This is a genomic window from Nigerium sp., from assembly GCF_039811905.1.
In the GTDB taxonomy this organism is placed as follows: domain Bacteria; phylum Actinomycetota; class Actinomycetes; order Propionibacteriales; family Propionibacteriaceae; genus Propioniciclava.
The window spans coordinates 1-23,734 of record NZ_JBDHZL010000012.1; the positions used below are offsets into that span (position 1 = coordinate 1).

Below are 23,734 nucleotides of genomic sequence, written 5' to 3' on the forward strand. Positions count from 1 at the left end.
CGGCCTACGACGCAGTGCTCTCACTGACAGCTAAGCACGGCGAGCGCCCGATGACGATGTTTTTGAACGAACTAGTGAGTTCAAGGACAGAATTTCTAGTGACCCCTGGACAGGGGGGTGTGAGAGACGCATACTTGTGGCGTATTAACCAGTTAGTTCACGAGATCATCGGCGATCTCTCCACTCCCGTTGTGGCCCCTCTGGGGAGAGGCCAGGCTGGTGGCTGTAGAACCTGCCAACGAAGAAGGGCGGCATCGTGGCCGAGAAGAAGAAGCACAAGGAGCTGACCGAGTCGCAGGTGGCCGAGCTCGACGAGTTGTTCGAGAAGGCGCACGCCGCACTGGCGATCATCGAAACCTACGATCAGGCGAAGGTCGACCGTCTCTGTCAGGCGGTCGCCTGGGCGGTAGCGAACACCACCACGTTCCACCGTCTCGTCGAGATGGGCATCGAGGAGTCCGGGCTCGGTGACTACACCAGCCGCATGAACAAGCGCATGAAGATCCGCGGCGTCCTGCGCGACGCGCTGCGTCAGCCGAGCGTCGGCATCGTCGAGGAGATCCCCGAGAAGGGCATCGTCAAGTACGGCAAGCCGGCCGGCATCATCGGCTGCATCGTGCCCACCACCAACCCCGACCTCACCCCCGCCGGCAACGCGATCTACTCCATCAAGGCCCGCGACGTCGTCATCTTCTCCCCGCACCCGCGCTCGAAGGAGACGACGATGGAGACGGTCCGGCTCATGCGCGAGGCGCTGGAGGCCGAGGGCGCTCCGGCGGACATCCTGCAGTGCATCACGCAGCCGAGCCTGCTCATGTCGCAGGCGCTCATGAAGCGCGCCGACCTGATCATCGCGACCGGCGGCCAGGCCCTGGTCCGCCAGGCGTACAGCTCCGGCAAGCCGGCCTTCGGCGTCGGCGCCGGCAACGCGACGGAGTTCCTCGATGAGACGGCGGACGTCAAGGCGACCGCGATGAACTGCATGCTGAGCAAGACGTCCGACTTCGGGTCGGGCTGCTCGGCCGACGGCAACGTGCTCGTGCCCCAGGCGATGTACAACGACATGCTCGACGCCCTGGAAGAGGTCGGCGGCTACCGCGCCTCCGCGGAGCAGCGCGAGAAGCTCGACAAGGTCATGTGGGACGCCGAGGGCCACCGCTTGGCCGACACGGTCGCCATCGCTCCCCAGAAGCTCGCCGAGGCGGCCGGTTTCGAGATCCCCGAGGACGCGAAGTTCATCTTCGTCGAGGGAACCGGCATCGGCGACGAGCACAACTTCTGCAAGGAGAAGCTGACCACCCTCATGGCCGTGCACGCCTACGAGGGCAGCTTCGAGGACGGGGTCGAACTCGCGTTGAAGCTCTACGACGTCGGCGGCAAGGGCCATAGCTGCGGCATCGCCTCGACCAACGACGAGCACATCGACTACTTCGGCAAGAAGATGCCGGTGTCGCGCATCATGGTGAACCAGCCGAACTCGCGCGCCAACGCGGGGGCGTTCAACAACGGTATGCCGATGACCTCTTCGATGGGTTGCGGCACCTGGGGCGGCAACATCACGTCCGAGAACGTGGGCCTGAAGCACTACATGAACAACACGTGGGTGTCGCGCAAGATTGCCTCCGACCGGCCCAGCGATGCGGAGTTGTTCGGTGACTTCTACGATGCGGCGCTCGAACCCGACGGTGAGGCCAAGCCCACCGACGCCGCGGTCACCGTCTCCTGAGCGGCCAAGCCCATGAGCGAGCAGAAAGCTGACGAGCTTCTTGATGAGGCCCGCCGGTGGTGGACGACCTCCATCATCGATATCCATCCCGGGGAGATCGCGGTCCGCGGCTACCCGATTCAGGAACTGATCGGGAACGTGACGTTCCCCGAGATGATCTGGCTCATGCTCATGGGCGAGCTCCCCACGCGGGAGAAGGCTGCCCTGCTTGAGGCAGCCCTCGTCTCGTCGGTCGATCACGGGCCGCAGGCGCCGTCCATCGCCATCGCGCGCATGGCGGCGACCTGCGGGCCGGCCCTCAACGGGGCCATGGCGTCCGCGATCAACGTGCTGGACGACGTCCACGGCGGCGCCGGCCAGCAGTGCATGGGGATCTACTACGAGGCGGACGCCGAAGCGGGTGAGGACGGCGATCTCCGCGAGGCTGCGGCGACCGTCGTCGCCCGCCGCAAGGCGGCCGGCCTGAAGTACTTCCCGGGATTCGGCCATCGCTTCCACCCCCTCGATCCGCGCGCGCCGCGGCTCCTGCAGCTCGTCCGCGAGGCGGCCGAGCGGGGGGAGACGTCGGGTCGGTTCGCCGAGATCGGCGCCGGCATCGAGGACGCCCTGTCCGCCGGCCGGTCGAAGCGCATCCCCATGAACATCGACGGGGCCACGTCCGTCGTCTACTGCGAGTTGGGCCTGCCGCCCGAGCTCGGGCGGGGCGTCTTCATCCTGTCCCGGTCCGTCGGCATCCTCGCGCACGCCTGGGAGCAGACGCAGCAGGGCGGGCGCATCAAGGGCCCGCAGGCCAAGTTCCTGAACTACACCTACGACGGTCAGCAACGACGCTCCGTCCCCACCACCCATCAACGCGGCTAGTCGCCGCCCCTTCGAAGGGAAAAGCCCATGGCTCTCGCCTCAGAAGAAGTCGTCCGCTATCTCGAAGGCCGCGACGTCACCAAGGTCTTCGGCCTGTGCGGCCACACGAACATCGCTGTCCTGGACGCGCTCAGCCGGAGCGACAAGATCGACTTCATCAACGTCCGGCACGAGCAGATCGCCTCGCACGCGGCCGACGGGTACGCCCGAGTGACCCGGCGCGCGTCGGTCGTCCTCAGCCACCTCGGGCCCGGCCTGACCAACGCCGCCACCGGCGTCGCGAACGCCGCGCTCGACTCGATCCCGATGGTCGTCATCGCGGGCGACGTGCCCACGTACTACTTCGGCAAGCACCCCCACCAGGAGGTGAACCATCACGCCGACGGCGACCAGTGGGAGATCTACCGACCGTTCGTGAAGCGCGCCTTCCGCGTCGACCAGGCGGACAAGCTGCCCGAGGTACTCGACCGCGCCTTCGTGATCGCCGAGTCCGGACGCCCCGGCCCGGTCCTCGTGGACGTGCCGATGGATCTGTTCTCGCTGGAGATCGACCCGGGGCTCGTCGACCGGGCGCTGACGAACCACATCGACTACGCCAAGCCGACCATCAGCGAAGAGGTCGCGGAGAAGATCATCGGCAACCTGCTCGAGGCCGAGCGCCCGCTGATCTACGCGGGCGGCGGCGTCCTGCTGGCGAGCGCGAGCGAGGAGCTCACCGAGCTCGTCGACCTGCTCGACCTGCCGGTCGCGCACAGCCTCATGGGCAAGGGCGCGGTCCCCGACGACAACCCGCACGTGCTGGGCATGTCGGGCTTCTGGGGGGTCAAGTTCACCAACGAGCAGACGCTGGCGGCGGACTGGATCCTCGGTCTGGGCACGCGGTTCGCCGAGGCGGACTCCTCGTCGTGGTACCCGGAGTTCACCTTCAACATGCCGCCCACCAAGCTCATGCAGATCGACATCGATCCGGAGCAGATCGGCCGCAACTACCCGGTCGAGATCGGCGCGGTCGCCGAGTTGAAGTCGGCCCTGCAGGTGCTGGTGAAGGTCGCGAAGCGGCTGGCGCCGGAGGGGAAGAAGCGCCCCGAACTCATCGATGCGATCGTCGAGGAGCGCAAGACCCGCAAGGAGCGGTTCGTCCCCGACCAGACGTCGGACGAGTTCCCGATGAACCCGGCCCGCATCCTGGCCGACCTGCGCGAGGCGATCCCGGCCGACACGTACATCGTCACCGACGTCGGCTGGAACAAGAACGGCGTCGGTCAGCAGTACGACATCACGGTGCCCGGCACGTTCGTCACGCCCGGTGGCTACGCGACGATGGGCTTCGGCTCGGCCGCCGCGATCGGCGTCAAGCTGGCCGCCCCGGATCGTCCGGTCGTCGCGCTGATCGGCGACGGCGGCTTCGGGCAGAACCCGGCCGTGCTCGCCACGGCGCGCCGCGAGAAGATCCCGGTCGTCTGGGTCGTGATGAACAACAACGCGTTCGGCACGATCGCGGGTCTCGAGAAGGCCAACTACGACACGACCTACGGCACGACGTTCTCGTCCGAGGACGACGACATGTGGATCGACTACGCCGCGATCGCGCAGGGCTACGGCGTCAAGAGCATCCGCGTGGAGTCGGCCGAGCAGTTCGAGGAGGCCATCGCCGAGGCGTTCGGTTCGGGCGAGCCGTTCCTCATCGACACGCCGATGCGGAACATTCCGACGCCGACCTCCGGCCACTGGAACATCCTGGACATCTACTCTCCGGAGGGTGTCAAGGGCCACTCGAGCACGGACTAGACGATCATGGCGCGCAAGTTTTCCTTGGGCTACCTGACCACCGGCGTCCTGGAGCCCTCGGCCCAGGTGTACGTCGCTGCGCGGGCAGGGTACGACTACGTCAGCTTCCGACCGATCGCGATGGGGTTGCCGGGTGAGCCGAACCTCGACCTCGCGCACGACAGCAAGCTGCTCGCCAAGACCCGCACGGCGTTGGATGCGACGGGCCTCGAGGTGTGGGACATCGAACTGGCCCGCGTGCTCGACGACGTCGACTACGACAGCTACGCCCCCGCCATCGCGGTGGGGGCGGAGCTGGGGGGCCGCGTCCTGCTCACCAGCGTGTGGACCGAGGATCATGCCAAGCAGGTCGACGGCCTGGGCAAGGTCGCGGCGCTGGCGGCGGAGCACGGGCTGAAGGTCGTGGCGGAGTTCGTCCCGCTGTCGAAGGTGAAGACGATGGACGAAATCGCCGAGCTGATCCGGGAGGTGGGCGCCCCCAACCTGGGGATGCTCATCGACATCTACCACTGGGATCGGGCGAACACCCCGCTGGAGGCTGTCGACAGCCTGCCCCCGGAGTGGTTCCCGATGGTGCACCTGTGCGACTGCCCGGCGGCCAAACCGGCAAATCTCGAAGCACTGCGCGAGGAAGTGCGCGAGCGTCGCCTGTACGTCGGAGAGGGCGGGGCCCGCATCGCCGACCTCGTCCGCCGTCTTCCGGACGACACGGTCTTCTCGATCGAGCAGCCGCACCTCGAGCGGCTCCGCGAGCTGGGGGCCACCGAGTATGCGTCCCGCTGCCTCGAGTCTGCGAAGCGGTACTTCGCCGAGAACGAACTCGGTTAGCCGCACGCCGCCCGGCATCTGTACTTGCCAACTAGTTCTCCGGCATCGGAGCCGGAGAGGAGGATCAGTATGTTCGAAGGAATCAGACCAGTAACCCACATGTTCGGCCTCGTCGGCGAGGCGATCTCTGGGTCGTTCACCCCGCCGATGCAGGAGATGACCGGTCGCCAGATGGGGATGAGCGTGACGTATCGTCCCATCGACCTGGACGTGTTGGATGTCGGCCCCCGCGATCTCGCCGACATCCTGGCCTGGGGGCAGCGTCTCGGCTTCACCGGGATGAACATCACGGCGCCCTGTAAGCAACTCGTGATCCCGCTGCTCGACGAGCTCTCCGATCGCGCGCAGCAGCTCCAGGCGGTCAACACCGTCGTGTTCCAGCCCGACGGACGCCGGATCGGCCACAACACCGACTGGTGCGGCTTCGCGCACTCGCTGCAGCGCAACCTGCCGGACGCCGACCTCAGCCACGTGGTCCTCATGGGCGCCGGCGGCGCCGGCTCGGCCGTCGCGTACGGCCTGCTGGACATGGGCCTGAAGAAGATCACCATCTTCGACATCGACCAGAGCCGCGTCGACGCCCTCGTGGCCCGCATGGGGGAGCTCTTCGGGGTCGACCGCGTCGAGCCGGGCACCGACCTGGCGGCCAGCATGGCGACCGCGTCCGGCGTGGTGAACGCGACGACGTTCGGCATGACGGGGCACCAGGAGGGCTCCGCCGTTCCGAAGGAGTTGCTGCGGCCCGAGATGTGGGTCGGCGACTGCGTGTATCTGCCGCTCGACACCCCGTTGATTCAGGACGCGAGGGCCGCCGGTTGTGCGACGCTCACCGGGGGAGGCATGGCGGCCGAGCAGGCCGTCGAGGCGTTCCGGATTTTCACGGGCGTCGAGCCCGACGCCGAGTTCGTCTACGACGCGTTCGAGCGTCTCCTGGAATCGAAGAAGGGGTAACAAACATGGTGGACGCTGCGGGTGAAGCGACGCGCGATCTCGCGCGCACGAAGGAGGAGATCCTCCGGGTCGCCTCCGAACACTTCACCCGCGTCGGCTACTACGGAGCCCGCGTCGACGAGATCGCCGCGGAGACCTCGACGACGAAACGGATGATCTACTACTGCTTCGGCAGTAAAGACGAGCTTTTCCGGGCGTGCCTGCAGGACGCCTACGCGGCGATCCGCCGCTTCGAGGCGTCCCTGCATCTCGCCGACGCGCCGCCGCGCGCAGCGGTCGAGCGGTACGTCCGGGAAACGCTCGAGTATCACCACTCCCATCCGCACCTCGCCCAGCTCGTTCGCGCGGAGAACCTGCTGGACGCGGCGCACCTCACCGGCGACGGGGCGGACGTCCTCGGCCATCCGGTCATCGAGATCCTCGACGACGTGCTGGCCCGCGGGCATGAGGAAGGCGTCTTCACGGCGGAGGTCACCGGGGTGGACCTCCACCTCGTGGTCACCGCGCTGGCCAACTTCCGCGTCACCAACGCCCCCACGGTGCGGGCCCTGTTCGGCGTGTCCATGGCGGACGACGCGCGGCTGGCCCGCGACATCGACCAGTACGTCGCGATGATTCTCGGCTGGCTGGTCTCCTCGGCACCCCCCGGCCCCGCCGACGACGGCGGCGCCTAACCAACCACGAGAGAGGTTCTCCACCATGACCGCAGCCGCGGCCGCTCCTCCCAAGAAAGACCGAAAGCAGGTAACGAAGGCCGCGGCCTCCGCCTGGCTCGGCAGCGCCCTCGAGTACTACGACTTCTTCATCTTCGGGACGGCGGCGTCGCTGATCTTCCCGCGGCTGATGTACGACCCCACCAACTCGTTCCAGGCGAACGTGATGTCGACGGCCTCGTTCGGGGTCGCGTACCTCGTCCGGCCCATCGGTTCGTTCATCATGGGCTACCTGGGCGACAAGTACGGGCGCAAGCTCGTGCTCTTCCTGACCCTGTTCGGCATGGGTGCCTCGACGTTCGTGATCGGCCTGCTGCCCACCTATGCGATGGTCGGGGGGCTCGCCCCGGCGCTGATCGTGCTGCTGCGCGTCCTGCAGGGCTTCGCGGTGGCCGGCGAGCAGTCGTCCGCGACCTCGATGGTGCTGGAGCACTCGACCGACAAGACGCGCGGCTTCTGGTCGTCGTTCACGCTGGGCGGCACGCAGCTCGGGTTCATCCTGGCCACGGCGGTGTTCCTGCCGCTGGCGGCCCTGCCCGACGAGATCCTGTACGGCTGGGCCTGGCGCATCCCGTTCCTGGCGTCGGTGCTCGTCATGCTGCTGGCCTGGTGGGTGCGCCGGTCGGTGGAGGAGACCCCGGAATTCCGGGCCGAGCAGGCTCGCGAGGAGATGGAGAAGGCCCACGAGGAGGAAGAGGCCCAGCGGCACGCCGCCGAGCGCTCGGAGCGCAAGGCCCACGGGCTCGCCCTGTCCGCCGAGGACGTCTCGCCGATCACCTGGCTGGGCTGGTTCTACCTGCCGAGCGTCTCGCGGGTCCTGATGGCCTGCTTCATCTCGGTGGTCTCGACGGTCATGTCGATCTACGCGCTCAACTACGGCACCGGCCTGGGCATCAGCCGCGTGACCATCCTGACGATGCAGATCCTCGCGAACGTGGTCGCGATCTTCGCGATCATGGGCTTCGGCGCCCTGTCCGACCGCATCGGCCGCAAGCCGGTCTACCTGCTCGCCCCGCTGGGCTGCGCGGTGCTGATCTGGCCGTTCATCCTGTCGGTCGTTCATCAGGACGTCCCGATGATCTTCGTGTGGGGCATCCTCACGCTCGGCATCGTCTACTCGGGCTACAGCGGCGCCGGTCTCGGCATGTTCAGCGAGCAGTTCGAGACCAAGGTCCGCGTCTCCGGCATGGCGATCTCGACGCAGTTCGGCTTCGCGCTCGGCGGGTTCGCCCCGTCGATCATCACGGTGCTGCAGGGCTCGGTCGTCCGGCCCAACGGAACGACGGCCCCGAACTACGCGAACTGGATGCCGGCCGCGGTCTTCACGACCGTGGTGTGCCTCGTCGCGGCCGCAGCGGCGATCTTCAACCGCGAGACCGCGCGCAAGCCGCAGTCGGAGCTCGGTTCTCCCGCGGCCATGCGGGCCCACGAGTTGTCCGCCGCGAACGCCGGAAAGCCGCTGCCGACCGAGACGCACGACCACCCGTCCTCCGGGATGGCGCGGGCGATGGGCATCGTCAGCGTCGTCCTGCTGGCGATCGCGGTCGCCGTCTTCGTCATCGGTGGCGGGTTCGGCCAGTCGTCGACGTGGGTGCTGCCGTTCGCCCTCGCGGGCCTGGCCGGCACGGTCGCCTGGAACACCGGCGCCCGCATCAAGGGCGAGATCTCGCTGGGGGCGCCGTACCGCTGGAACTCCCAGCTCAACCTCGGCTACACGCTGGGTCGAATCGTCGGCCTCGTCGTCATCGTCGCGATCATCGCCCTGCTGCTGTGGGCGGTCGTCATGATGCTGATGGGCCAGTTGAAGCTCTGATCCGTCCCCGACGCGGACGCCGGCCCCGGACCCACGAAGGTCCGGGGCCGGCGTCCGTTCTGGTGCGGTGCTGGGCGCGACGCCGCTCAGGAGGCCACCGCGCGCTTCGGCTCGCGGTTCATCATGAGCCTGAGAATCAGGAACCGCAGCAGGGTCGCGAGCGCGTTCGCGACGAACAGGACGCCGAGTTCGACCCAGCGGCCGGCGTCCGCGGCGAACGCGTGCAGCGCCCACAGCGACCCGGACGTCAGCCCGAGCGCGAGCGCGAACGCGACCAGCCCGCCGATCTGGTGGGCGACGGCGCCGCGGCGTCCCTTGATGCCGAACGTGAGCCGCCGGTTCAGCGCTGTGTTCGCCACGGCGGTGATCAGCAGGGACGCCAGGTTGGCCCCCTGCGCGCCCAGCGGCAGCCGGAGCCACAGGTAGAGCACCGAGTAGGCCAGCGTGGAGAGGACGCCGATCGCCCCGAAGCTGAGCAGCTGCCCGAGCAGCCCGCGCGGGACGCCCGGCACGGCCGAGGGGACGGGCCCGCGGGTCAGTTCGGCCCGCACCTGCTCCAGCGGGATCGAGCGGGTCGCGAAGCCGCGGGCGAGGCGGGCGATGCCGAGCAGGTCCTCGCGGGCGGTCGCGACGATGTTGACGGTCGTGCCGGGGTCGTCGGTCCAGTCGACGGGGACCTCGTGGATGCGCAGCCCCGCCCGTTGGGCCAGCACGAGCATCTCGGTGTCGAAGAACCAGTTGGTGTCCTCGACCAGCGGCAGCAGCCGCCGCGCCACGTCGGTGCGGATCGCCTTGAACCCGCATTGCGCGTCGCTGAACCCGACGCCCAGCGTGGAGCGCAGGATCAGGTTGTAGCTGCGCGAGATGAACTCCCGCTTCGGCCCGCGCACCACCCGGGACGCCCGCGCCAGCCGCGTCCCGATCGCCAGGTCGGAGTGGCCGGTGATCAGGGGCGCGACGAGCGGCAGGAGGGCGCGCAGGTCGGTGGACAGGTCGACGTCCATGTAGGCGACGACCGTGGCGTCCGAGGCGAGCCAGACCTGCTTGAGGGCGCGGCCGCGTCCCTTCTGGTCGAGGTGGACGGCGCGGACGGCGTCCGAGGCGGCGGCCAACCCCTCCGCGATGGCCCAGGTGGCGTCCGTGGAGGCGTTGTCGGCGATCGTGATGCGGTAGGGGTAGGGGAAGGAGGCGGCCAGGTCGGCGTCCAGGCGGCGCACGGAGCGGGCCAGGTCGGCCTCCTCGTTGTACACCGGGACCACGATGTCGACCACCGGCGCGGCCACGGGGGCCGGGAGCTGGTCGGGGGCGAACTGTTCGATCATGAGATCCTCACTTCTGGGTCAGGTCGTACACGGTGGTGTTGCCGACGGTCTGCGCGGTGTAGTTCTCCGCGACCCACGTCGCGATCTCGGACGCCGCCTCGGAGCCGCCGTTCTGCTGGCCGCCCAGCTCTCCGCCGAGGAAGTAGTGGATCTTCCCCTGCGCGACGAGCTGCTGGAACTCGGCGAGCGTGGGCGCCGGGTCGGAGCCGTTGAAGCCGCCGATCGCCATGACCGCCTCGCCGGAGGCCAACTGGTAGGACGCCGCGTTCTGCGAGCCGATCGCCGCGGCCGCCCAGGTGTAGTCGGAGGCGTTCGCCTGGAGCAGGGCGGTCATCTCCGAGGAGACGGACGCGCCGTTCAGCAGGCCGCCCATGCCGCCGCCCTGGCCGGGGCCGCCGGCGGTGGAGCTGGAGCCGGTGGACGTGCTGGTGCTCGACGACGTGCCGGTGTTGGTCGACGTGCCGGGCATCGCGGGCGGCTGGCCGCCGTTGCCGCGGGGGCCGCGCATGCCGTCGCCGCCCATGCGTCCGGGGCCGCCCATGCCGCCCATGCCGGAGACGGGCCCGGCGGTCACGATCGAGCCGGAGTGCGGGGTGGCCGCGGTGTTCAGCGAGTACGCGGCGGGGCCGGCGATGCCGGCGCCCAGGGCGACGGCGAGCAGGGCGGCCGCGGTGCGGCGTCCGAGGGAGTCGACGTACAGCATCGCGACCGCGGCCGCGATGCTCACGATCTCGACCACCCAGCCCAGCACCGTGTACGCGCCGCCGGCCTGACGCAGCAGGACGAACGCCCACAGCCCGGTCGCGAGGGCCGCGACGGCCAGCCCGAGACGGGCCACGAACCGGTCGCGGTGGGCCCAGACGATCGCCCCGGCCAGGGCCACGGTCGCGCCGATCGCGGGGGCGAGAGCGACGGTGTAGTAGTCGTGGTAGATGCCCTCCATCAGGGAGAACACGAGCGCGGTGATGACGAGCCAGCCGGCGAACGCGGCGAGCGCGGCGACGGCCGTCCGGACGCCTGCGGCGTCGGGCGTGGGCGTCCCCTCGGACGCCGCGGACCGTGCGCGCCGGGCACGCAGCGCCAGCACGACGATGGCGAAGACCGTCAGGACGAGCGCGGCCGGGATCAGCCACGAGACCATGCCGCCGGAGACGCCGGTGAACATGCGCAGGATGCTCTCCTGGCCGACGCCCGGGCCGTTCTGGCCGCCGCCGACCGAGCCGACCTCGGTGCCGAGGATGCGGCCGAGGCCGTTGTAGCCGAGCACGAGCTCGAGGAACGAGTTGGTCTGCGTGCCGCCCATGTACGGACGCAGGTTGGCCGGGATCAGCTCGAAGATGGCGACGTACCAGCCGGCCGACACGAGAACCGCGGCGAACGCGGCGAGCAGGTCGACGATCTTGCGGCGCCACGGCACGTTCGCGCCGATGGCGTAGGCGAGCACGAGGGCGGGCAGGATCACGAACGCCTGCAGCATCTTCGTCAGGAAGCCGAAGCCGATCGCGACGCCCGCCAGCATCAGCCAGCGGCGCGACCCGGCCTGGGCCGCCCGGACGGTGCAGTACGTCGCGAGGGTCAGCAGCAGCACGAGGAGGGCGTCCGGGTTGTTGAACCGGAACATCAGCGTGGCGACCGGCGTCAGCGCGGTGATGAGCGCCGCGGCCAGGCCGGCCCAGTGGCCGAAGCGGGGCGACTGGACGCGTCCGCCGAGCCCGCCGGCCAGCGCCCGCCGGACGGTGGCGTAGACCACGCCGACCGTCGCGACGCCCATGAGCGCCTCGGGGACGAGGATCGACCACGAGCTGAGGCCGAAGATCCGGACGGACAGGCCCATGATCCACAGCGCGGCCGGGGGCTTGTCGACCGTGATGGCGTTGCCGGCGTCCAGCGAGCCGAAGAACCAGGCGGTCCAGTTCTGCGATCCGGCCTGCGCGGCCGCCGAGTAGAACGAGTTGGCGTAGCCGGAGGCGTCCAGGCCCCAGAGGTAGAGGACGGACGTCGCCAGCAGCAGCGCGCCCAGCGTCCCGATCGCGACCCAGTCGCGGCGGGGGCGGGCGCGCGTGGCCGCGGTCGGGGCCGGGGCGTCCGGCTGGTCGACCCGCGGTGCGTCGGGGGCAAGGGTGCTTGAAATGCTCATACCCCTAGTGGACGCCTCCGGCTTGTGCGTCCTGTGGGGGCTCCCTGTGGGCCGTCTGTGAGAATCGGGACGCTTTGTCGCCAACCTCCGGACGCCGAGGCACCCGGGGCCGGGACGCAGAAACCCGCGTCCGGCAGGGCCGAACGCGGGGGAGAGGGATGTTGAGCGCTCAGCCGGCGAGCGGCAGGGTGAGGGTGAACGTGCTGTGCCCGGGCGAGGAGTCCACGGCCGCAGAACCGCCGTGCGCGGCCATGACGGCCTGGACGATCGCCAGCCCGAGCCCCGTGCTCGCGCCGCCCTTGCCCCGGCGCTGGCGGGAGGCGTCCGCGCGGGTGAAGCGCTCGAAGACGCGGTCGCGGATCTCGGCGGGGATGCCGGGCCCGTTGTCGGCGACCGTGATGATCGCGGTGCCGTGCCCGGTGGACAACGTCGTGTAGACCGACGTGCCGGCCGGCGTGTGGGTGCGCGCGTTGGAGAGCAGGTTCGCGACGACCTGGTGGAGGCGGAAGTGGTCGCCGGAGACGATGACGTCCTCCTCGGGGATGGACAGCGACCATTCGTGGTCGGGGCCGGCGACCTGGGCGTCCGAGACGGCGTCCGCGACGACGTCGTTGAGGTTCGTCGGGTGCTTCGCCACCGCGGGGCCGGAATCGAGGCGGGCGAGCAGCAGGAGGTCCTCCACCAGCGCCGACATGCGCTCGGACTCGGACTCGATCCGATCCAGCGCGTGGGCCGTATCCTCGGGTAGTTCGCTGCGGTTACGGCGGGTCAGCTCCGAATAGCCCTTGATGGACGCCAACGGGTTGCGCAGCTCGTGGGAGGCGTCCGCGACGAACTGCCGCACCTTGGTCTCGGAGCGTTGCCGCGCGTCGAGCGCGCCCTCCACGTTGTCGAGCATGTGGTTGAACGCCAGCCCGACCTGGCCCACCTCGCTGCGCGGGTTGGTGTCGGCCTGCGCCACCCGGACGGGCACGTTCACCTCGCCCCGGTCGAGCTCGAGGTTGGAGACCTTCGTCGCGGTCGTCGCGAGGCGCTGCAACGGACGCAGGCTGGCGTCCACCACGCGCCGGGCGGCGACGATGGCGATGACGATCGCGAGCAGCGTCAGGGCGGCCGCCGCCACCGCGAGCGTGACGACGGGCGTCAGGTAGCCGCTCGTCGGCAACCCGACCACGACGAGGTTGTCGTCGGCGGACTCCTTCGCGATGACCCGGTAGGGGCCGAGCTTGTCGAGGACGATCGTCGTCGGCGTCCCGGTGGCCTGCACGTGCTTGAGTTGCCCCTGCACGGTGTCGCTCAGCAGGGACGGCCCCTTCTGCTGGGTCTGGATGATGCCGGTGCGCACCGTCGTGCCGGGGTCGGAGCGCAGCGTGAAGTCGCCGTACTGGATGAACCCCGTCTGCCGGCCGAGCGGCCCCTCGTCGCCCACCCCCGGGCGCCGGTGGCTGTCGCCCGCGGCCTGGGACGCGTACGTGAGCAGTTGCTCGTCCGTCTGCCGCTCGAGGATGCCGTGGAGCGCGAGCGTCGTGAGCGCGCTCAGCGTGATCGCGATGATCGCCACGAGCGCGGAGACCCGCAGCACGAGTTGGCGGCTGAGGGTGCCCTTGCCCATGAGCCGCAGTGAGGGGGCCGACGGGGTGTCCGTCGTCATGCCCCGGCCGGCTTCAGCATGTAGCCGGCGCCGCGGAGCGTGTGGATCATCGGGTCGCGCCCGGCGTCGATCTTCTTGCGCAGGTAGCTGATGTACAGCTCGACGACGTTCGCCTGGCCGCCGAAGTCGTAGTTCCACACCCGGTCGAGGATCTGGGCCTTGCTCAGGACGCGGCGCGGGTTGCGCATGAGGTAGCGCAGCAGCTCGAACTCGGTCGCGGTGAGGCTGACGTCGTCGCCGGCGCGCGTGACCTCGTGGGAGTCCTCGTCGAGCGTGAGGTCGCCGACGACGAGTTGGCTGGAGGGCCGGGCGGTGGTGGCGCCCGAGCGGCGCAGCAGGCCGCGGAGGCGGGCGATCAGCTCCTCGAGGCTGAACGGCTTGGTGACGTAGTCGTCGCCGCCGGCGGTGAGGCCGACGACGCGGTCGTCCACGGCGTCCCGGGCGGTGAGGAAGATCACCGGGACGTCGGGCTGCTCGGTGCGGATGCGGCGCATGACCTCGAGGCCATCGAAGTCGGGGAGCATCATGTCGAGCACGATGGCGTCCGGACGCACGCTGCGCGCCTCCTGCACCGCCGTCGATCCCGACCCGGCCGTCGTGACCTCCCAGCCCTCGTAGCGCATCGCCATCGAGAGAAGCTCGGTGAGGGACGCCTCGTCGTCGACCGCCAGGATGCGGATGGGGGTGCCGTCCGGCCGGGTCAACGGCTGGGCCTGGGGACGCTGTGCCTGCGATGTCATGAGAACACTCTGGCAGCAAGCTGTGAGCGCTGGCTGTCCCTTCCCTGTGGGTTTCCTGTGCGTCGGCGCATTTCAGGACGCGCCGCGCCCGTCCGCGGCGCGTGGAAGGATGGCCCCCGCGCGCCGCCCGGCCCGGCCGGGCCCGCCTGAAGGCAGCATCGTCGCAGAAGGAGTCGCCATGTATTCCCCCGTCCCGCCGCCGAACGCGGAGGTCTACGCCGAGGCTCGTCGCCTCAGCGACGGCCAGGCGAAGCCGGTGGGCTCGCTCGGACGCCTCGAGCAGTTGGCCGCCTGGGTCGCGTCCTGCCAGGGGGAGTGCCCGCCGCGTCCGCTCGACGACGTCCGGACGGTCGTGTTCGCGGGCGACCACGGCGTCGCCGACCATGGCGTCTCCGCTTACCCGAAGGTGATCACGCCGACGATCTTCCGCGCGTTCCTCGCCGGCGAGGGCGGGGTGAGCGCGCTGGCCGCGTCGGTCGGCGTCCGGGTGAGCGTGTACGACCTGGGGGTGGACGCCGACCTGTCGGACGTTCCGGCTGAGCTGCGCGCCTACCGCGTCGGCCCCAGCCGGCCCTTCCAACTCGAGGACGCCCTGACCCTCGACGAGGCCGAACGCGCGCTCGCCGCCGGCGACGAGATCGCCGCCGCGCAGATCGCCGACGGCGCCCAGTTGCTCATCGCCGGCGATGTCGGCATCGGCAACACGACGCCGTCCGCCGCGCTGATCGCCGCGACGTACGGGGTGGACGCCCGGGCGGTCACCGGCCGCGGCACCGGCATCGACGACGAGGCGCTGGCCCACAAGACCGCCCTCGTCAACGAGGGCGTGGCGCGCATCGGGGATCGCGCGGCCGACCCGGTGCAGCGGCTCGCCGCGCTCGGTTCGGCCGACATGGCCGCCGCGACGGGCTTCATGATCGGGGCGGCGCGCCGCGGCGTCCCCGTGCTGGTCGACGGGCTGATCGCCTGCGCCGAAGCCGTCATGGCCGAGTCGCTCGCGCCGGGGTCCGTCGCCTGGATGGCCGCCGGCCACCGCTCGCCCGAGCCGGGCTGCTCGTTCGCGCTCGAGCGGCTGGGCCTGGACCCGATCGTCGATCTGGGCATGCGGCTGGGGGAGGGGACGGGCGCGGTCGTGGCCGTCCCGATCCTCCGCGCGGCCGTCGTGGCCCTGCGCGAGATCGCCCAACTCGACGCGTTGGTCTCCGCATGAGCGCCGCCGAGCAGCCGACGCCCGGCCAGCCGGGCGCGCACGAGCACCAGGACGCCCTCCGCGACGGCTGGCGCCTCGCGTTCGGCACGCTGACGCTGATCCCGGTCAAGCCGCCGGTCGCCGTGACCCGCGAGGTCGCGGGCGTCGCGATGGCGGTCGCCCCGCTGGCCGTCCTGCCGGTGGCGGCCGCGGCGTCCCTGGTGGGGGCGTTGCTGGCCCTGCTGGGCGTCCCGGAGCTGGCCGTGGGGCTGATCGTCGTCGGCGCCCTGGCCGCCGGCACCCGCTTCATCCACGCGGACGGCCTCGCCGACACCGCCGACGGGCTCGGCGCGTCGTTCGATCGGGCGCGTGCGCTCGACGTGATGCGCACCGGGGACGTCGGCCCGATGGGCGCGACGACGCTCATCCTCGTGCTCGGCGCGCAGGCGGCCTGCGCGGGCGCGTTGCTGCGGACGCCCGCCGGCTGGGTCCTGCTCGCGCTCGCCCTGGCCGGGTCGCGGGCGGCGCTGGCCGTGGGGACGCGGCGAGGCGTCCCGGCCGCGCGTCCGGAGGGCCTGGGCCAGGCGGTGGCCGGATCGCTGCCGCTCGAGCGTTGCCTCGTCGTCTGGGGGTGCCTCGGGCTGCTGATCACCCTGGTCGGCGCGTTGACGGGGCTGCCGTGGTGGCAGGGCCTCCTCGCGGTGCTGGCTGCGGCCGGGGCCTCCGTCGGCGGCGTCTGGTGGGCCCGACGACGCCTGGGCGGCATCACTGGCGACGTGCTGGGCGCCCTCGTGGAGGTCACGGCCCTCGTGTTGCTGGTGGCGCTGGCTGCCGTGTGAGCCGGTCGCTCGGTCAGGCGCCCTTCACCCTGACGGTGGCTCGATACGGGCGATCGTGTCACAATGGCACGTGGAGCTATGGCCCGGGGAAGCCCACCCCCGGTGTCGCAACAGCATCTCGGGGAGATCGAAGAAGTGACGGAGAGCGATTCTGCGCGTCGGCGTCAGCCAGCCGACGCCGGTGACGACTTCTTCGAATCACTCTATCGTCCTGAGCCGCGCGTCGAGCGGTGTCCCGGCGATGAGCCGGACGCCTCCCCGGCGGCCGAGCCGACCACCAGCGAGCCGGACGCAGTCCGTCCGGCGCAGGCCGCGCCCGCGTCACCCGAACGCGCCGGTCAGCCGGCCGCGCGGCCCGAGCCCGCCGAGGACGACCCCGACGACACCCTGCGGCAGCCCGCCGTCGCCGTGCGCGCAGCCCCTGCGCCGGCGGAGGAGGGCGCAAGGCCGGCGGCCAGGCCCGCCGTCCTCGCCAGCGTGACCGTGGTGCTGACGGCGGTGGTCTTCCTCGGCTGGTACCTGCTGCTCGGGCCGGGGCGTCCGGCCGGGGTCGAGGCCAACGTCGTGCGGGACCCGGTGGCGGCCCAGCGCACGGGTGGCGCGACGGTTCCGTCGGGTCGGGGGGTCGGGGTGTCGGCCCCGGGCCGGTCGACCACGTCACCGGCCCGCGGCGCCGAGGTGCCGCCGCCCGAGGCGGCCCCGTCGAGCGAGGAGGGGGCGGTGCACGAGCTGCGCCGCGTCAGCGCGTCCGATATGGCAGGGCTCACGTTCGACGACCGTTTCGTGGCGCAGTTGGCGTCCAAGTGGTCGGGGATCGAAGACCCGCTCCAGGTCAACGCCGCCGGCGAGCACACGTTCTCGGCGCGCGACATCCTCGCCGAGCATCGCGAGCTCCGGGCGAGCACGACCGGCGCGACCGTGCGGTTGCTCGACAGCACGCTCTACGGCATCCACCGCTCCCACGACGGGCGTCCCTACTGGATGACCGTGGCCTCCAGCCCCACCTTCACCTCCGCCGACGCGGTGCGCGCCTGGTGCGCGCAGCAGTTCCCGAGCCTGCCGGCGGCGAAGCTCGCGAACCGCTGCATCCCCAACCGCCTGACCCCGCCGGGGCCCTGAGCCGACGCGTCCGGCCTCGTCACAGGCTGATCGGACGCCCGGCCACCACCAGCACGACCTCGTCGCTGACCTGGGCGATGGCCTGGTTCGTGCGCCCCAGCAGGTCGGCGAACAGGCGTCCGGAGCGGTGCTCGGAGACGACGCCCCAGCCCACCTCGTTCGTGACCGCGATCGCCGGGTACGGGCAGGCTGCCCAGGCCTCGGCCAACGCGCGGAGCGCCTCCTCGAACGGCCGCGGCCAGTCGGCCGGCGGCTTCTCCCAGGCGCCCCAGGCGTCCAGCGAGCGGGTCAGCCACGTCCCCAGGCAGTCGATGAGGACCGGCTCGGACGCCGCACGCAGCGCGCCCGCCAGATCGATCGTCTCCACGGTCGTCCACGACGACGGACGCCGCAGCCGGTGCGCCGCGACGCGCGCGGCCCACTCGGGGTCGCGCTCCGGGTCGGCCGGGTAGCCCGGCGTGAGATACGTGACGGACGCGAAGTCGCCGCAACGCGCCTCGGCGAGCGTCGACTTGCCGCTGCGGACGCCCCCCGTCACGAGGGTCTTCGTCGCCTTCATCGGACGCCGAACCGCCGCGGCATCGCGACCGGGGTCTCGTGCAGAACGTGATGGCTGCGGACGTAGCCGGGGCGTCCGGTGGCCGAATCGGGCTCGGTCAGCAGGGTGACGAACCGGTCCACGTCGTCGGCCGGACCCTGGGCCACCGCTTCGACGCGGCCGTCGGGGAGGTTCTCGACGTAGCCGGCCAGGGCGAGGTGCTCGGCGTGGCGGGAGACCCACCACCGAAAGCCGACGCCCTGAACGCGCCCGCCGACCGTGATCTTCACGCGTTTCACGCGGGCAGTCTAGGGGTGCCCTGCGGGGAACCAGCAGGCGGTGGCCTGGTTGCCGCGCCCGATGAGCAATTTTTCCCGATTGACTCATAATGTTGAGAAACGCTCAGACTCTCGATGTCGAGCACGCTGACGATAGGTAGTAGCGCGCATGTCCACCGTCCCCCTCGCCGGCCTCGGCCGCAGCATCATCTTCGTTCGTCACGGCCAGTCGACCTGGAACGTGCAGGGCCGCGTCCCCGGCCAAGGCAACCCCCCGCTCACGATCCTCGGCGTCCAGCAGGCGGAGGCGGCGGCGGTCCAGATCGAAGAGCACGCGCCGGTGCGCATCATCTCCAGCGATCTCGACCGCGCTCGTCGCACGGCCGAGATCATCGGCCGCCGGGTCGGCGTCCCCGTCGAGGTCGACGAGGCGCTGCGCGAGCAGTCCGTCGGCGAGCTCACGGGTGCGCTGTCGCGCACGCTGCAGCAGGTGACCCCGCCGCTGGGCGTCCATCTGCACGAGGTGCGCTGGGGTGGGGGCGAGAGCGTCGTCGACGTGTATGAGCGCGTGGGGGACTTCTTCGACAGCCTCGCTGACTCGCCCGCCGGCCCCGTGGTCATCGTCAGCCACGGCTTCACGATCCAGATCGCCCTCACTTACCTGCACGGCGGCTCGCCGTACGACGTGGACTGGGCGACGCTGCCGAACGGCGGGATCGTGACGGTCGAGCCGTCAGGCGTGCAAGTAACCTAGAAGGTGGTTGCGCTCGTCGGTGAGCTGGTCGATGCGGTGCTTGACCACGTCGCCGATGGAGACGATCGCGACGAGGCGCCCGTCCACCACGACCGGCATGTGCCGCACGCGCTCCACCGTCATGGTGGCCGCGGCCGACTCGATCTCGTCCTCGGGGCCTACCGTGTTGACCTCGCGCGTCATGAGCTCGGCGACGGTCTGCTGCAGGGCGTCCGCGCCGGTGTGGGCCAGGCCCCGCACGACGTCGCGCTCGCTGACGATGCCCTCGATCTGCTTGCCGTCGCTCGAGACGACGACGGCGCCGATGTTGCGCTCGCCCAGAAGCTGAACGAGTTCGGCGACGGTGCTCTCGGGGGCGACGGTCACGACCTCGCGCCCCTTCTTCCGGATGACGTCTTCGATCCTCATGGCGGAAAGGTACCCGGCGGACGCGGCCCTGCCTAGAGGCGAATTGCCCCACCCGTCGCCAACGCTGGGATGGCGGGTCCGCATGGTGGACGAGACGGCCGCCACAGGGCAAACGAGTTCGCCGGACGCCGCCCGACCGCGAGAGGATGGGCGAAGCCCACCCGAGGAGGAGCAGATGGCCGACCAGTCAGCGGTGACGCGGAGCGTGCGCGCCGGCATCGATAGCGACCCGGCGCAGGGGGCCGTCGTCCCGCCCGTGTACCTGTCGACGACGTACTCGTTCTCCGGGTACGGCGAGCGTCGGGACTTCGACTACAGCCGCTCGGGTAACCCGACCCGCGCGCTGCTGGCGGATGCGTTGGCCGACCTCGAGGGCGGCGCCGGCGGCGTCGTCACCGGCAGCGGCATGGGCGCGGTCACCGCCGTGCTGTCGGCGCTCGTCGAGCCGGGGGCGACGGTCGTCGCCCCGCACGACTGTTACGGCGGCACCTGGCGGCTGCTGGACGCGCTCGCCCGGAAGGGCCAGTTCGTGCTGGAACTCATGGATCTCACCGCCCCGGACGCCGCCGCGCGCCTGGGCGCGCTGCGTCCGGGCCTGGTGTGGGTCGAGACCCCCTCGAATCCGTTGCTGCGCCTCACCGACCTGGCCGCCGTGTCGGCCGCCGCCCACGAGGCGGGCGCCGTGGTCGTGGCCGACAACACCTTCTGCTCGCCCGCGCTGCAGCTGCCGCTCGAGCTGGGGGCCGACGTCGTCGTCCATTCGACGACGAAGTACATCAACGGCCACTCCGACGTCGTCGGGGGCGCGGTGGTCGCCGCCGACGCGGACGTGCACACCGAGATCGCCTGGTGGGCGAACGCCCTCGGCCTGACGGGCGGGGCGCTCGACTCCTACCTGACGCTGCGCGGACTGCGCACGCTCGACGTCCGGATGCGCCAGCACGTCGCCAACGCGCAGCGCATCGCCGAGAGTCTGCAGGGCCACCCCGCGCTGCTGGCCCTCCACTACCCGGGCCTCGCGTCGCACCCCGATCACGACCTCGCCGCGCGCCAGCAGCGCGGCCCCGGGGCGATGGTGACGCTCGACGTGGCGGGCGGCCACGACGGCGTCCGGGCGTTCCTCGACGGGCTGAACCTGTTCTGCCTGGCCGAGTCACTCGGCGGCGTCGAGTCGCTGGTCGATCACCCCGCGTCGATGACGCACGCGTCGATGCCTCCCGAGGTGCAGGCGGCGGCCGGCATCACGCCGGGGATGCTGCGGCTGAGCGTCGGCATCGAGGACGCCGACGACCTGCTCGCCGACCTCCGCGCAGCGCTCGACCGGGTGGCCCGGCTGGCGTCCTGACCGGGGCGCAGCCCCCCGTGTGCGTTTCTACCTGACGCTCTCCACACTCTGGTGTGGGTTTTGTCACACGCGGCCCTCAGACATGACCAACGCGGCGCTGACACCACCTATCTCGGCAACGGAGGGAAAACGGCGCGTTAAGAAAGGATGAGGCCAGTAACCCTTAGGTCACTTCCGGACCCACCCCGTGCTTGGGCGCGACGAGCGACGTAGGGTCGCCATTAGAGGCGCGGCCGAGTGGGCGCGCCGGTCCGTCCGGCGAGGACGCCGGGTCCGTCGTCTTTCGTGGAGGGGGTTGCCCGCCATGGCCATTCGTGTCGCACTGGTCAACGACTACGAGTTGGTGGTCGCGGGGTTGGGGCACTTCTTCGATTCCTACCCCGAGGCCATCGAGGTCGTCCAGATGTCAGCCGACGCCGCGGTGACCAGCCAGGTCGACATCGCCCTGTACGACACGTTCGGGCACGGCTCCCCGCGCGTCGAGGCGATCGACCAACTGCTCGCCAACCCGCACGTGGCGAAGACCGTCGTCTACACGTGGGTGCTCGATGCCGAACTCATTGATTCCAGCCTGCGTCAGGGCATCTCCGGCTACCTGTCGAAGTCGATGACCGCCCGCGACATGGTGGAGGCGCTGCGCCGCATCCAGGAGGGCGAGGTGGTCGTGAGCCACAGCCCGTCGGAGAAGGAGCCGGCCGTCGCCGGTGAGTGGCCCGGGCGCGCGGAGGCGCTGACGGCCCGCGAGGCGGAGATCATCGCGATGATCGCGCAGGGTTATTCGAACCAGGAGATCGCGGAGCGCACGCGGCTGTCGATCAACTCGGTCAAGTCCTACATTCGCAACGCCTACCGCAAGATCGGCGTCTCCCGGCGCAGCCAGGCGGTCGCCTGGGCGCTCGACCACGGGTTCGTCGCCCGGTCGACCCACGCGCGGGCCGACCGAGCCTGACGATCCGCTAGGAGGACTGGCCCGGCACGACGGCCGGGAACTCGACCCGCGCCCGCTTCACGATCGTGCTCATCATCGCGCCGTCCACGACGGCGCCGAAGCCGCCGCCCAGAACCGGAACGGCCTTGCCGAAACGGGTCAGCGTCTTCTCGCCGAGGCTCTTGATGAGCTGGAAGCCGACCGCCTTGTTGATCATCATGATGGCGGCGCGCGGCAGGTTCTTGGTGGCCAGCGAGCTGATCGAGTGCGACGCCACGTTCACGCCGGCCTTGGCGAGGATGTCGTCGGACTTCGCGCCCACCAGCGTCAGCAGGATCGCCGTCCGGATGCTCGGATCGGTGATGTCGTAGCCGCGGAGCTTCGCGATCGCGCCCACGGCGCGGGTCGCGATCACATAGAACTCGAACACGTTCGCCGGGACCGCGACCGGCATGGTCACGAAGCCGCCGAGGCTCGTCACGAAGCCGCCGCCCGCGGCGTCCCTGATCGCGGAGCGCGCGACGAAGTCGATCGCCTGCTCGCTCTCGCCCTTCTTCTTGGAGGCCGTGCCCGCGACCTTGTCGGCCCCCGGGAAGGGCCCGGCGCCGTGCAGCCCGACATCCAGGATGCGCTGGATGAGCGCGGTGATCGCGCCGGGGTTCTCGCCCGGGTCGCGTGCCTCGTCGAGCGCGGAGCGCGTGACGTCGGCGTCGGACTTGTTGCGCTTGAGCAGGTCGAACAGCCCCATGGTTCCTCCAAACGACTGGGCAGTGGCTAGGTACGATGCTGCCAGGCGGCGGGGTGGCCGCCAAGGGGCGTCGCGACGATTCGGATTCCGATTCGGTTGCACCCGCCGGACGCCTCCTCAGCCCGCCCGGCGCGGCGAACTCAGCGGCGTCCGGCCAGCGCCCGCAGGAAGAAGGCCAGGTTCGCCGGCCGCTCGGCGAGCCGGCGCATGAAGTAGCCGTACCAGTCGGTGCCGAACGGAACGTACACGCGCACCCGGTGACCCAGGTCGGCCAGCCGCTGCTGCTCCTCCGGACGGATGCCGTACAGCATCTGGAACTCGTAGCGGTCGGGCGCTCGCCGGGCGACGTTCGCCAGCGACAGAGCCGTCGAGATCATCCGGGGGTCGTGCGTCGCGACCATCGGGTACCCGTCACCCTCCATCAGGATGCGGAGGCAGTCGATGTACGACGCGTCGACCTCGGCCTTCGCCTGGTGGGCGACCATCGGCGGCTCCTGGTAGGCGCCCTTGCACAGTCGCACGCGCGAGCCGGACGCCGCGAGCGCCCGGCAGTCGCCGGGCGTCCGCTTCAGGTAGGCCTGGACGACCGCCCCGGTGGACGGGTACTCCGCCCGCAACTCGGCGAGCATGCCGAGCGTCCGGTCGGTGGTCGTGTGGTCCTCCATGTCGAGGGTGACGGTGGTGCCGGCGTCCGCAGCGGCCGCGCAGACGCGTCCGGCGTTCTCGAACGCCAGATCGTGGCCCTGGGGGAGGGACTGGCCCACCGCGCTGAGCTTCACCGACACCTCGGCGGACGCGGCGAGCCCCTCCGCGTCGAGACGTTGCAGCAGCGACACGTACGCGTTCGCGGTGTCGATGGCCTGCTGCTGGTTCGTCGTGTCCTCGCCGAGGTAATCGATGGTCGACAGGAGCCCTCGGGAGGCGAGGTCGCGGACGGCCGCCACGCACTCGTCCTGGGTCTCGCCCGGGACGAATCGCTTCACAACCGCGCGGGTCGGCGGCAACCTCACGATCGTGTCGTGGACCACCTGGTTGCGCGCCATGAATAGGATCGTGCT

The 23,734-nt window shown here is 70.7% G+C and carries 22 protein-coding genes; 13 read left to right on the plus strand and 9 right to left on the minus strand.

All coding sequences use genetic code 11. The features are described from left to right. Positions 1–256: 256 nt before the first annotated feature. The 7 genes from WMJ97_RS04220 (at position 257) to WMJ97_RS04250 (ending at position 8,680) form a co-directional block, all read left to right on the plus strand. Positions 257–1,726 (plus strand): aldehyde dehydrogenase family protein, encoded by a 1,470-nt coding sequence (locus WMJ97_RS04220; RefSeq protein ID WP_347347717.1) that lies wholly within the window; start codon positions 257–259, stop codon positions 1,724–1,726. Between the two features lie 12 nt (positions 1,727–1,738). After that, a complete protein-coding gene (locus tag WMJ97_RS04225; protein WP_347347718.1) occupies positions 1,739–2,587 on the plus strand; it encodes a citryl-CoA lyase in 849 nt (282 codons plus the stop codon). Between the two features lie 27 nt (positions 2,588–2,614). Then, the gene (locus WMJ97_RS04230) at positions 2,615–4,375 is read left to right on the plus strand and encodes a thiamine pyrophosphate-binding protein (protein WP_347347719.1); all 1,761 of its coding nucleotides are present in this window, start codon (positions 2,615–2,617) and stop codon (positions 4,373–4,375) included. Between the two features lie 6 nt (positions 4,376–4,381). Next, positions 4,382–5,203, plus strand: coding sequence for a sugar phosphate isomerase/epimerase (locus WMJ97_RS04235; protein WP_347347720.1), 822 nt, complete (start codon positions 4,382–4,384; stop codon positions 5,201–5,203). Positions 5,204–5,272: 69 nt separating this feature from the next. After that, positions 5,273–6,154, plus strand: a complete 882-nt coding sequence (locus WMJ97_RS04240) for a shikimate dehydrogenase (protein WP_347347721.1) — start codon at positions 5,273–5,275, stop codon at positions 6,152–6,154. Between the two features lie 5 nt (positions 6,155–6,159). Continuing rightward, positions 6,160–6,828, plus strand: a complete 669-nt coding sequence (locus tag WMJ97_RS04245) for a TetR/AcrR family transcriptional regulator (RefSeq protein ID WP_347347722.1) — start codon at positions 6,160–6,162, stop codon at positions 6,826–6,828. Positions 6,829–6,853: 25 nt separating this feature from the next. Next, positions 6,854–8,680 (plus strand): MFS transporter, encoded by a 1,827-nt coding sequence (locus WMJ97_RS04250; protein ID WP_347347723.1) that lies wholly within the window; start codon positions 6,854–6,856, stop codon positions 8,678–8,680. Positions 8,681–8,766: 86 nt separating this feature from the next. Here the strand turns inward: WMJ97_RS04250 and WMJ97_RS04255 are convergent, their stop codons facing one another. The 4 genes from WMJ97_RS04255 to WMJ97_RS04270 all read right to left on the minus strand — a co-directional run bounded on the left by WMJ97_RS04255 (position 8,767) and on the right by WMJ97_RS04270 (position 14,530). Continuing rightward, positions 8,767–10,002, minus strand: a complete 1,236-nt coding sequence (locus WMJ97_RS04255) for a bifunctional glycosyltransferase family 2/GtrA family protein (RefSeq protein WP_347347724.1) — start codon at positions 10,000–10,002, stop codon at positions 8,767–8,769. 7 nt (positions 10,003–10,009) lie between these two features. Continuing rightward, positions 10,010–12,139 carry a glycosyltransferase family 39 protein gene (locus WMJ97_RS04260; RefSeq protein WP_347347725.1) on the minus strand — a complete coding sequence of 710 codons (2,130 nt, stop codon included), beginning with the start codon at positions 12,137–12,139 and terminating at the stop codon, positions 10,010–10,012. Between the two features lie 169 nt (positions 12,140–12,308). Further along, positions 12,309–13,790 carry a HAMP domain-containing sensor histidine kinase gene (locus WMJ97_RS04265; protein WP_347347726.1) on the minus strand — a complete coding sequence of 494 codons (1,482 nt, stop codon included), beginning with the start codon at positions 13,788–13,790 and terminating at the stop codon, positions 12,309–12,311. Next, a complete protein-coding gene (locus WMJ97_RS04270; RefSeq protein ID WP_347347727.1) occupies positions 13,787–14,530 on the minus strand; it encodes a response regulator transcription factor in 744 nt (247 codons plus the stop codon). Before WMJ97_RS04270 ends, WMJ97_RS04265 begins: the two co-directional genes overlap by 4 nt. 178 nt (positions 14,531–14,708) lie before the next feature. On the opposite strand from WMJ97_RS04270, the gene cobT reads away from it, so the two are divergent. The 3 genes from cobT (at position 14,709) to WMJ97_RS04285 (ending at position 17,677) form a co-directional block, all read left to right on the plus strand. Beyond that, positions 14,709–15,740, plus strand: a complete 1,032-nt coding sequence (gene cobT / locus WMJ97_RS04275; protein ID WP_347347728.1) for a nicotinate-nucleotide--dimethylbenzimidazole phosphoribosyltransferase — start codon at positions 14,709–14,711, stop codon at positions 15,738–15,740. Next, complete coding sequence (locus WMJ97_RS04280; RefSeq protein WP_347347729.1) at positions 15,737–16,558, plus strand: adenosylcobinamide-GDP ribazoletransferase; 822 nt, start codon at positions 15,737–15,739, stop codon at positions 16,556–16,558. Before cobT ends, WMJ97_RS04280 begins: the two co-directional genes overlap by 4 nt. A gap of 102 nt (positions 16,559–16,660) precedes the next feature. Beyond that, positions 16,661–17,677, plus strand: coding sequence for a hypothetical protein (locus WMJ97_RS04285; RefSeq protein ID WP_347347730.1), 1,017 nt, complete (start codon positions 16,661–16,663; stop codon positions 17,675–17,677). 19 nt (positions 17,678–17,696) lie between these two features. On the opposite strand, the gene WMJ97_RS04290 is transcribed toward WMJ97_RS04285, so the two are convergent. Together WMJ97_RS04290 and WMJ97_RS04295 are read right to left on the minus strand one after the other, a co-directional pair. Then, positions 17,697–18,236, minus strand: a complete 540-nt coding sequence (locus WMJ97_RS04290) for a bifunctional adenosylcobinamide kinase/adenosylcobinamide-phosphate guanylyltransferase (RefSeq protein WP_347347731.1) — start codon at positions 18,234–18,236, stop codon at positions 17,697–17,699. Continuing rightward, positions 18,233–18,514, minus strand: coding sequence for an acylphosphatase (locus tag WMJ97_RS04295; RefSeq protein ID WP_347347732.1), 282 nt, complete (start codon positions 18,512–18,514; stop codon positions 18,233–18,235). The genes WMJ97_RS04290 and WMJ97_RS04295 overlap by 4 nt, the downstream gene beginning before the upstream one ends. Positions 18,515–18,662: 148 nt before the next feature. On the opposite strand from WMJ97_RS04295, the gene WMJ97_RS04300 reads away from it, so the two are divergent. Further along, positions 18,663–19,247, plus strand: coding sequence for a histidine phosphatase family protein (locus tag WMJ97_RS04300; protein ID WP_347347733.1), 585 nt, complete (start codon positions 18,663–18,665; stop codon positions 19,245–19,247). On the opposite strand, the gene WMJ97_RS04305 is transcribed toward WMJ97_RS04300, so the two are convergent. Further along, positions 19,227–19,655: a CBS domain-containing protein gene (locus WMJ97_RS04305; protein WP_347347734.1), complete on the minus strand. Its 429-nt coding sequence runs from the start codon at positions 19,653–19,655 to the stop codon at positions 19,227–19,229. The two genes, WMJ97_RS04300 and WMJ97_RS04305, sit on opposite strands and share 21 nt — an antisense overlap. Positions 19,656–19,830: 175 nt before the next feature. On the opposite strand from WMJ97_RS04305, the gene metB reads away from it, so the two are divergent. Together metB and WMJ97_RS04315 are read left to right on the plus strand one after the other, a co-directional pair. Then, positions 19,831–21,000, plus strand: a complete 1,170-nt coding sequence (metB, locus tag WMJ97_RS04310; protein ID WP_347347735.1) for a cystathionine gamma-synthase — start codon at positions 19,831–19,833, stop codon at positions 20,998–21,000. A gap of 304 nt (positions 21,001–21,304) precedes the next feature. After that, positions 21,305–21,949 carry a response regulator transcription factor gene (locus WMJ97_RS04315; RefSeq protein ID WP_347347736.1) on the plus strand — a complete coding sequence of 215 codons (645 nt, stop codon included), beginning with the start codon at positions 21,305–21,307 and terminating at the stop codon, positions 21,947–21,949. 7 nt (positions 21,950–21,956) lie between these two features. Here WMJ97_RS04315 and WMJ97_RS04320 read toward each other — a convergent pair whose 3' ends face one another. Next, positions 21,957–22,676, minus strand: coding sequence for an EcsC family protein (locus WMJ97_RS04320; protein ID WP_347347737.1), 720 nt, complete (start codon positions 22,674–22,676; stop codon positions 21,957–21,959). Between the two features lie 140 nt (positions 22,677–22,816). Then, complete coding sequence (locus tag WMJ97_RS04325; protein ID WP_347347738.1) at positions 22,817–23,719, minus strand: proline dehydrogenase family protein; 903 nt, start codon at positions 23,717–23,719, stop codon at positions 22,817–22,819. Positions 23,720–23,734 lie beyond the last annotated feature (15 nt).

Bases quoted from the DNA above. Each gene is read 5' to 3' on its own strand.
- WMJ97_RS04225 (WP_347347718.1), top strand. From the start codon at position 1,739: ATGAGCGAGCAGAAAGCTGACGAGCTTCTTGATGAGGCCCGCCGGTGG.
- WMJ97_RS04230 (WP_347347719.1), top strand. From the start codon at position 2,615: ATGGCTCTCGCCTCAGAAGAAGTCGTCCGCTATCTCGAAGGCCGCGAC.
- WMJ97_RS04235 (WP_347347720.1), top strand. From the start codon at position 4,382: ATGGCGCGCAAGTTTTCCTTGGGCTACCTGACCACCGGCGTCCTGGAG.
- WMJ97_RS04240 (WP_347347721.1), top strand. From the start codon at position 5,273: ATGTTCGAAGGAATCAGACCAGTAACCCACATGTTCGGCCTCGTCGGC.
- WMJ97_RS04245 (WP_347347722.1), top strand. From the start codon at position 6,160: ATGGTGGACGCTGCGGGTGAAGCGACGCGCGATCTCGCGCGCACGAAG.
- WMJ97_RS04250 (WP_347347723.1), top strand. From the start codon at position 6,854: ATGACCGCAGCCGCGGCCGCTCCTCCCAAGAAAGACCGAAAGCAGGTA.
- WMJ97_RS04255 (WP_347347724.1), bottom strand. From the start codon at position 10,002: ATGATCGAACAGTTCGCCCCCGACCAGCTCCCGGCCCCCGTGGCCGCG.
- WMJ97_RS04260 (WP_347347725.1), bottom strand. From the start codon at position 12,139: ATGAGCATTTCAAGCACCCTTGCCCCCGACGCACCGCGGGTCGACCAG.
- WMJ97_RS04265 (WP_347347726.1), bottom strand. From the start codon at position 13,790: ATGACGACGGACACCCCGTCGGCCCCCTCACTGCGGCTCATGGGCAAG.
- WMJ97_RS04270 (WP_347347727.1), bottom strand. From the start codon at position 14,530: ATGACATCGCAGGCACAGCGTCCCCAGGCCCAGCCGTTGACCCGGCCG.
- cobT (WP_347347728.1), top strand. From the start codon at position 14,709: ATGTATTCCCCCGTCCCGCCGCCGAACGCGGAGGTCTACGCCGAGGCT.
- WMJ97_RS04280 (WP_347347729.1), top strand. From the start codon at position 15,737: ATGAGCGCCGCCGAGCAGCCGACGCCCGGCCAGCCGGGCGCGCACGAG.
- WMJ97_RS04290 (WP_347347731.1), bottom strand. From the start codon at position 18,236: ATGAAGGCGACGAAGACCCTCGTGACGGGGGGCGTCCGCAGCGGCAAG.
- WMJ97_RS04300 (WP_347347733.1), top strand. From the start codon at position 18,663: ATGTCCACCGTCCCCCTCGCCGGCCTCGGCCGCAGCATCATCTTCGTT.
- WMJ97_RS04305 (WP_347347734.1), bottom strand. From the start codon at position 19,655: ATGAGGATCGAAGACGTCATCCGGAAGAAGGGGCGCGAGGTCGTGACC.
- metB (WP_347347735.1), top strand. From the start codon at position 19,831: ATGGCCGACCAGTCAGCGGTGACGCGGAGCGTGCGCGCCGGCATCGAT.
- WMJ97_RS04315 (WP_347347736.1), top strand. From the start codon at position 21,305: ATGGCCATTCGTGTCGCACTGGTCAACGACTACGAGTTGGTGGTCGCG.
- WMJ97_RS04320 (WP_347347737.1), bottom strand. From the start codon at position 22,676: ATGGGGCTGTTCGACCTGCTCAAGCGCAACAAGTCCGACGCCGACGTC.
- WMJ97_RS04325 (WP_347347738.1), bottom strand. From the start codon at position 23,719: ATGGCGCGCAACCAGGTGGTCCACGACACGATCGTGAGGTTGCCGCCG.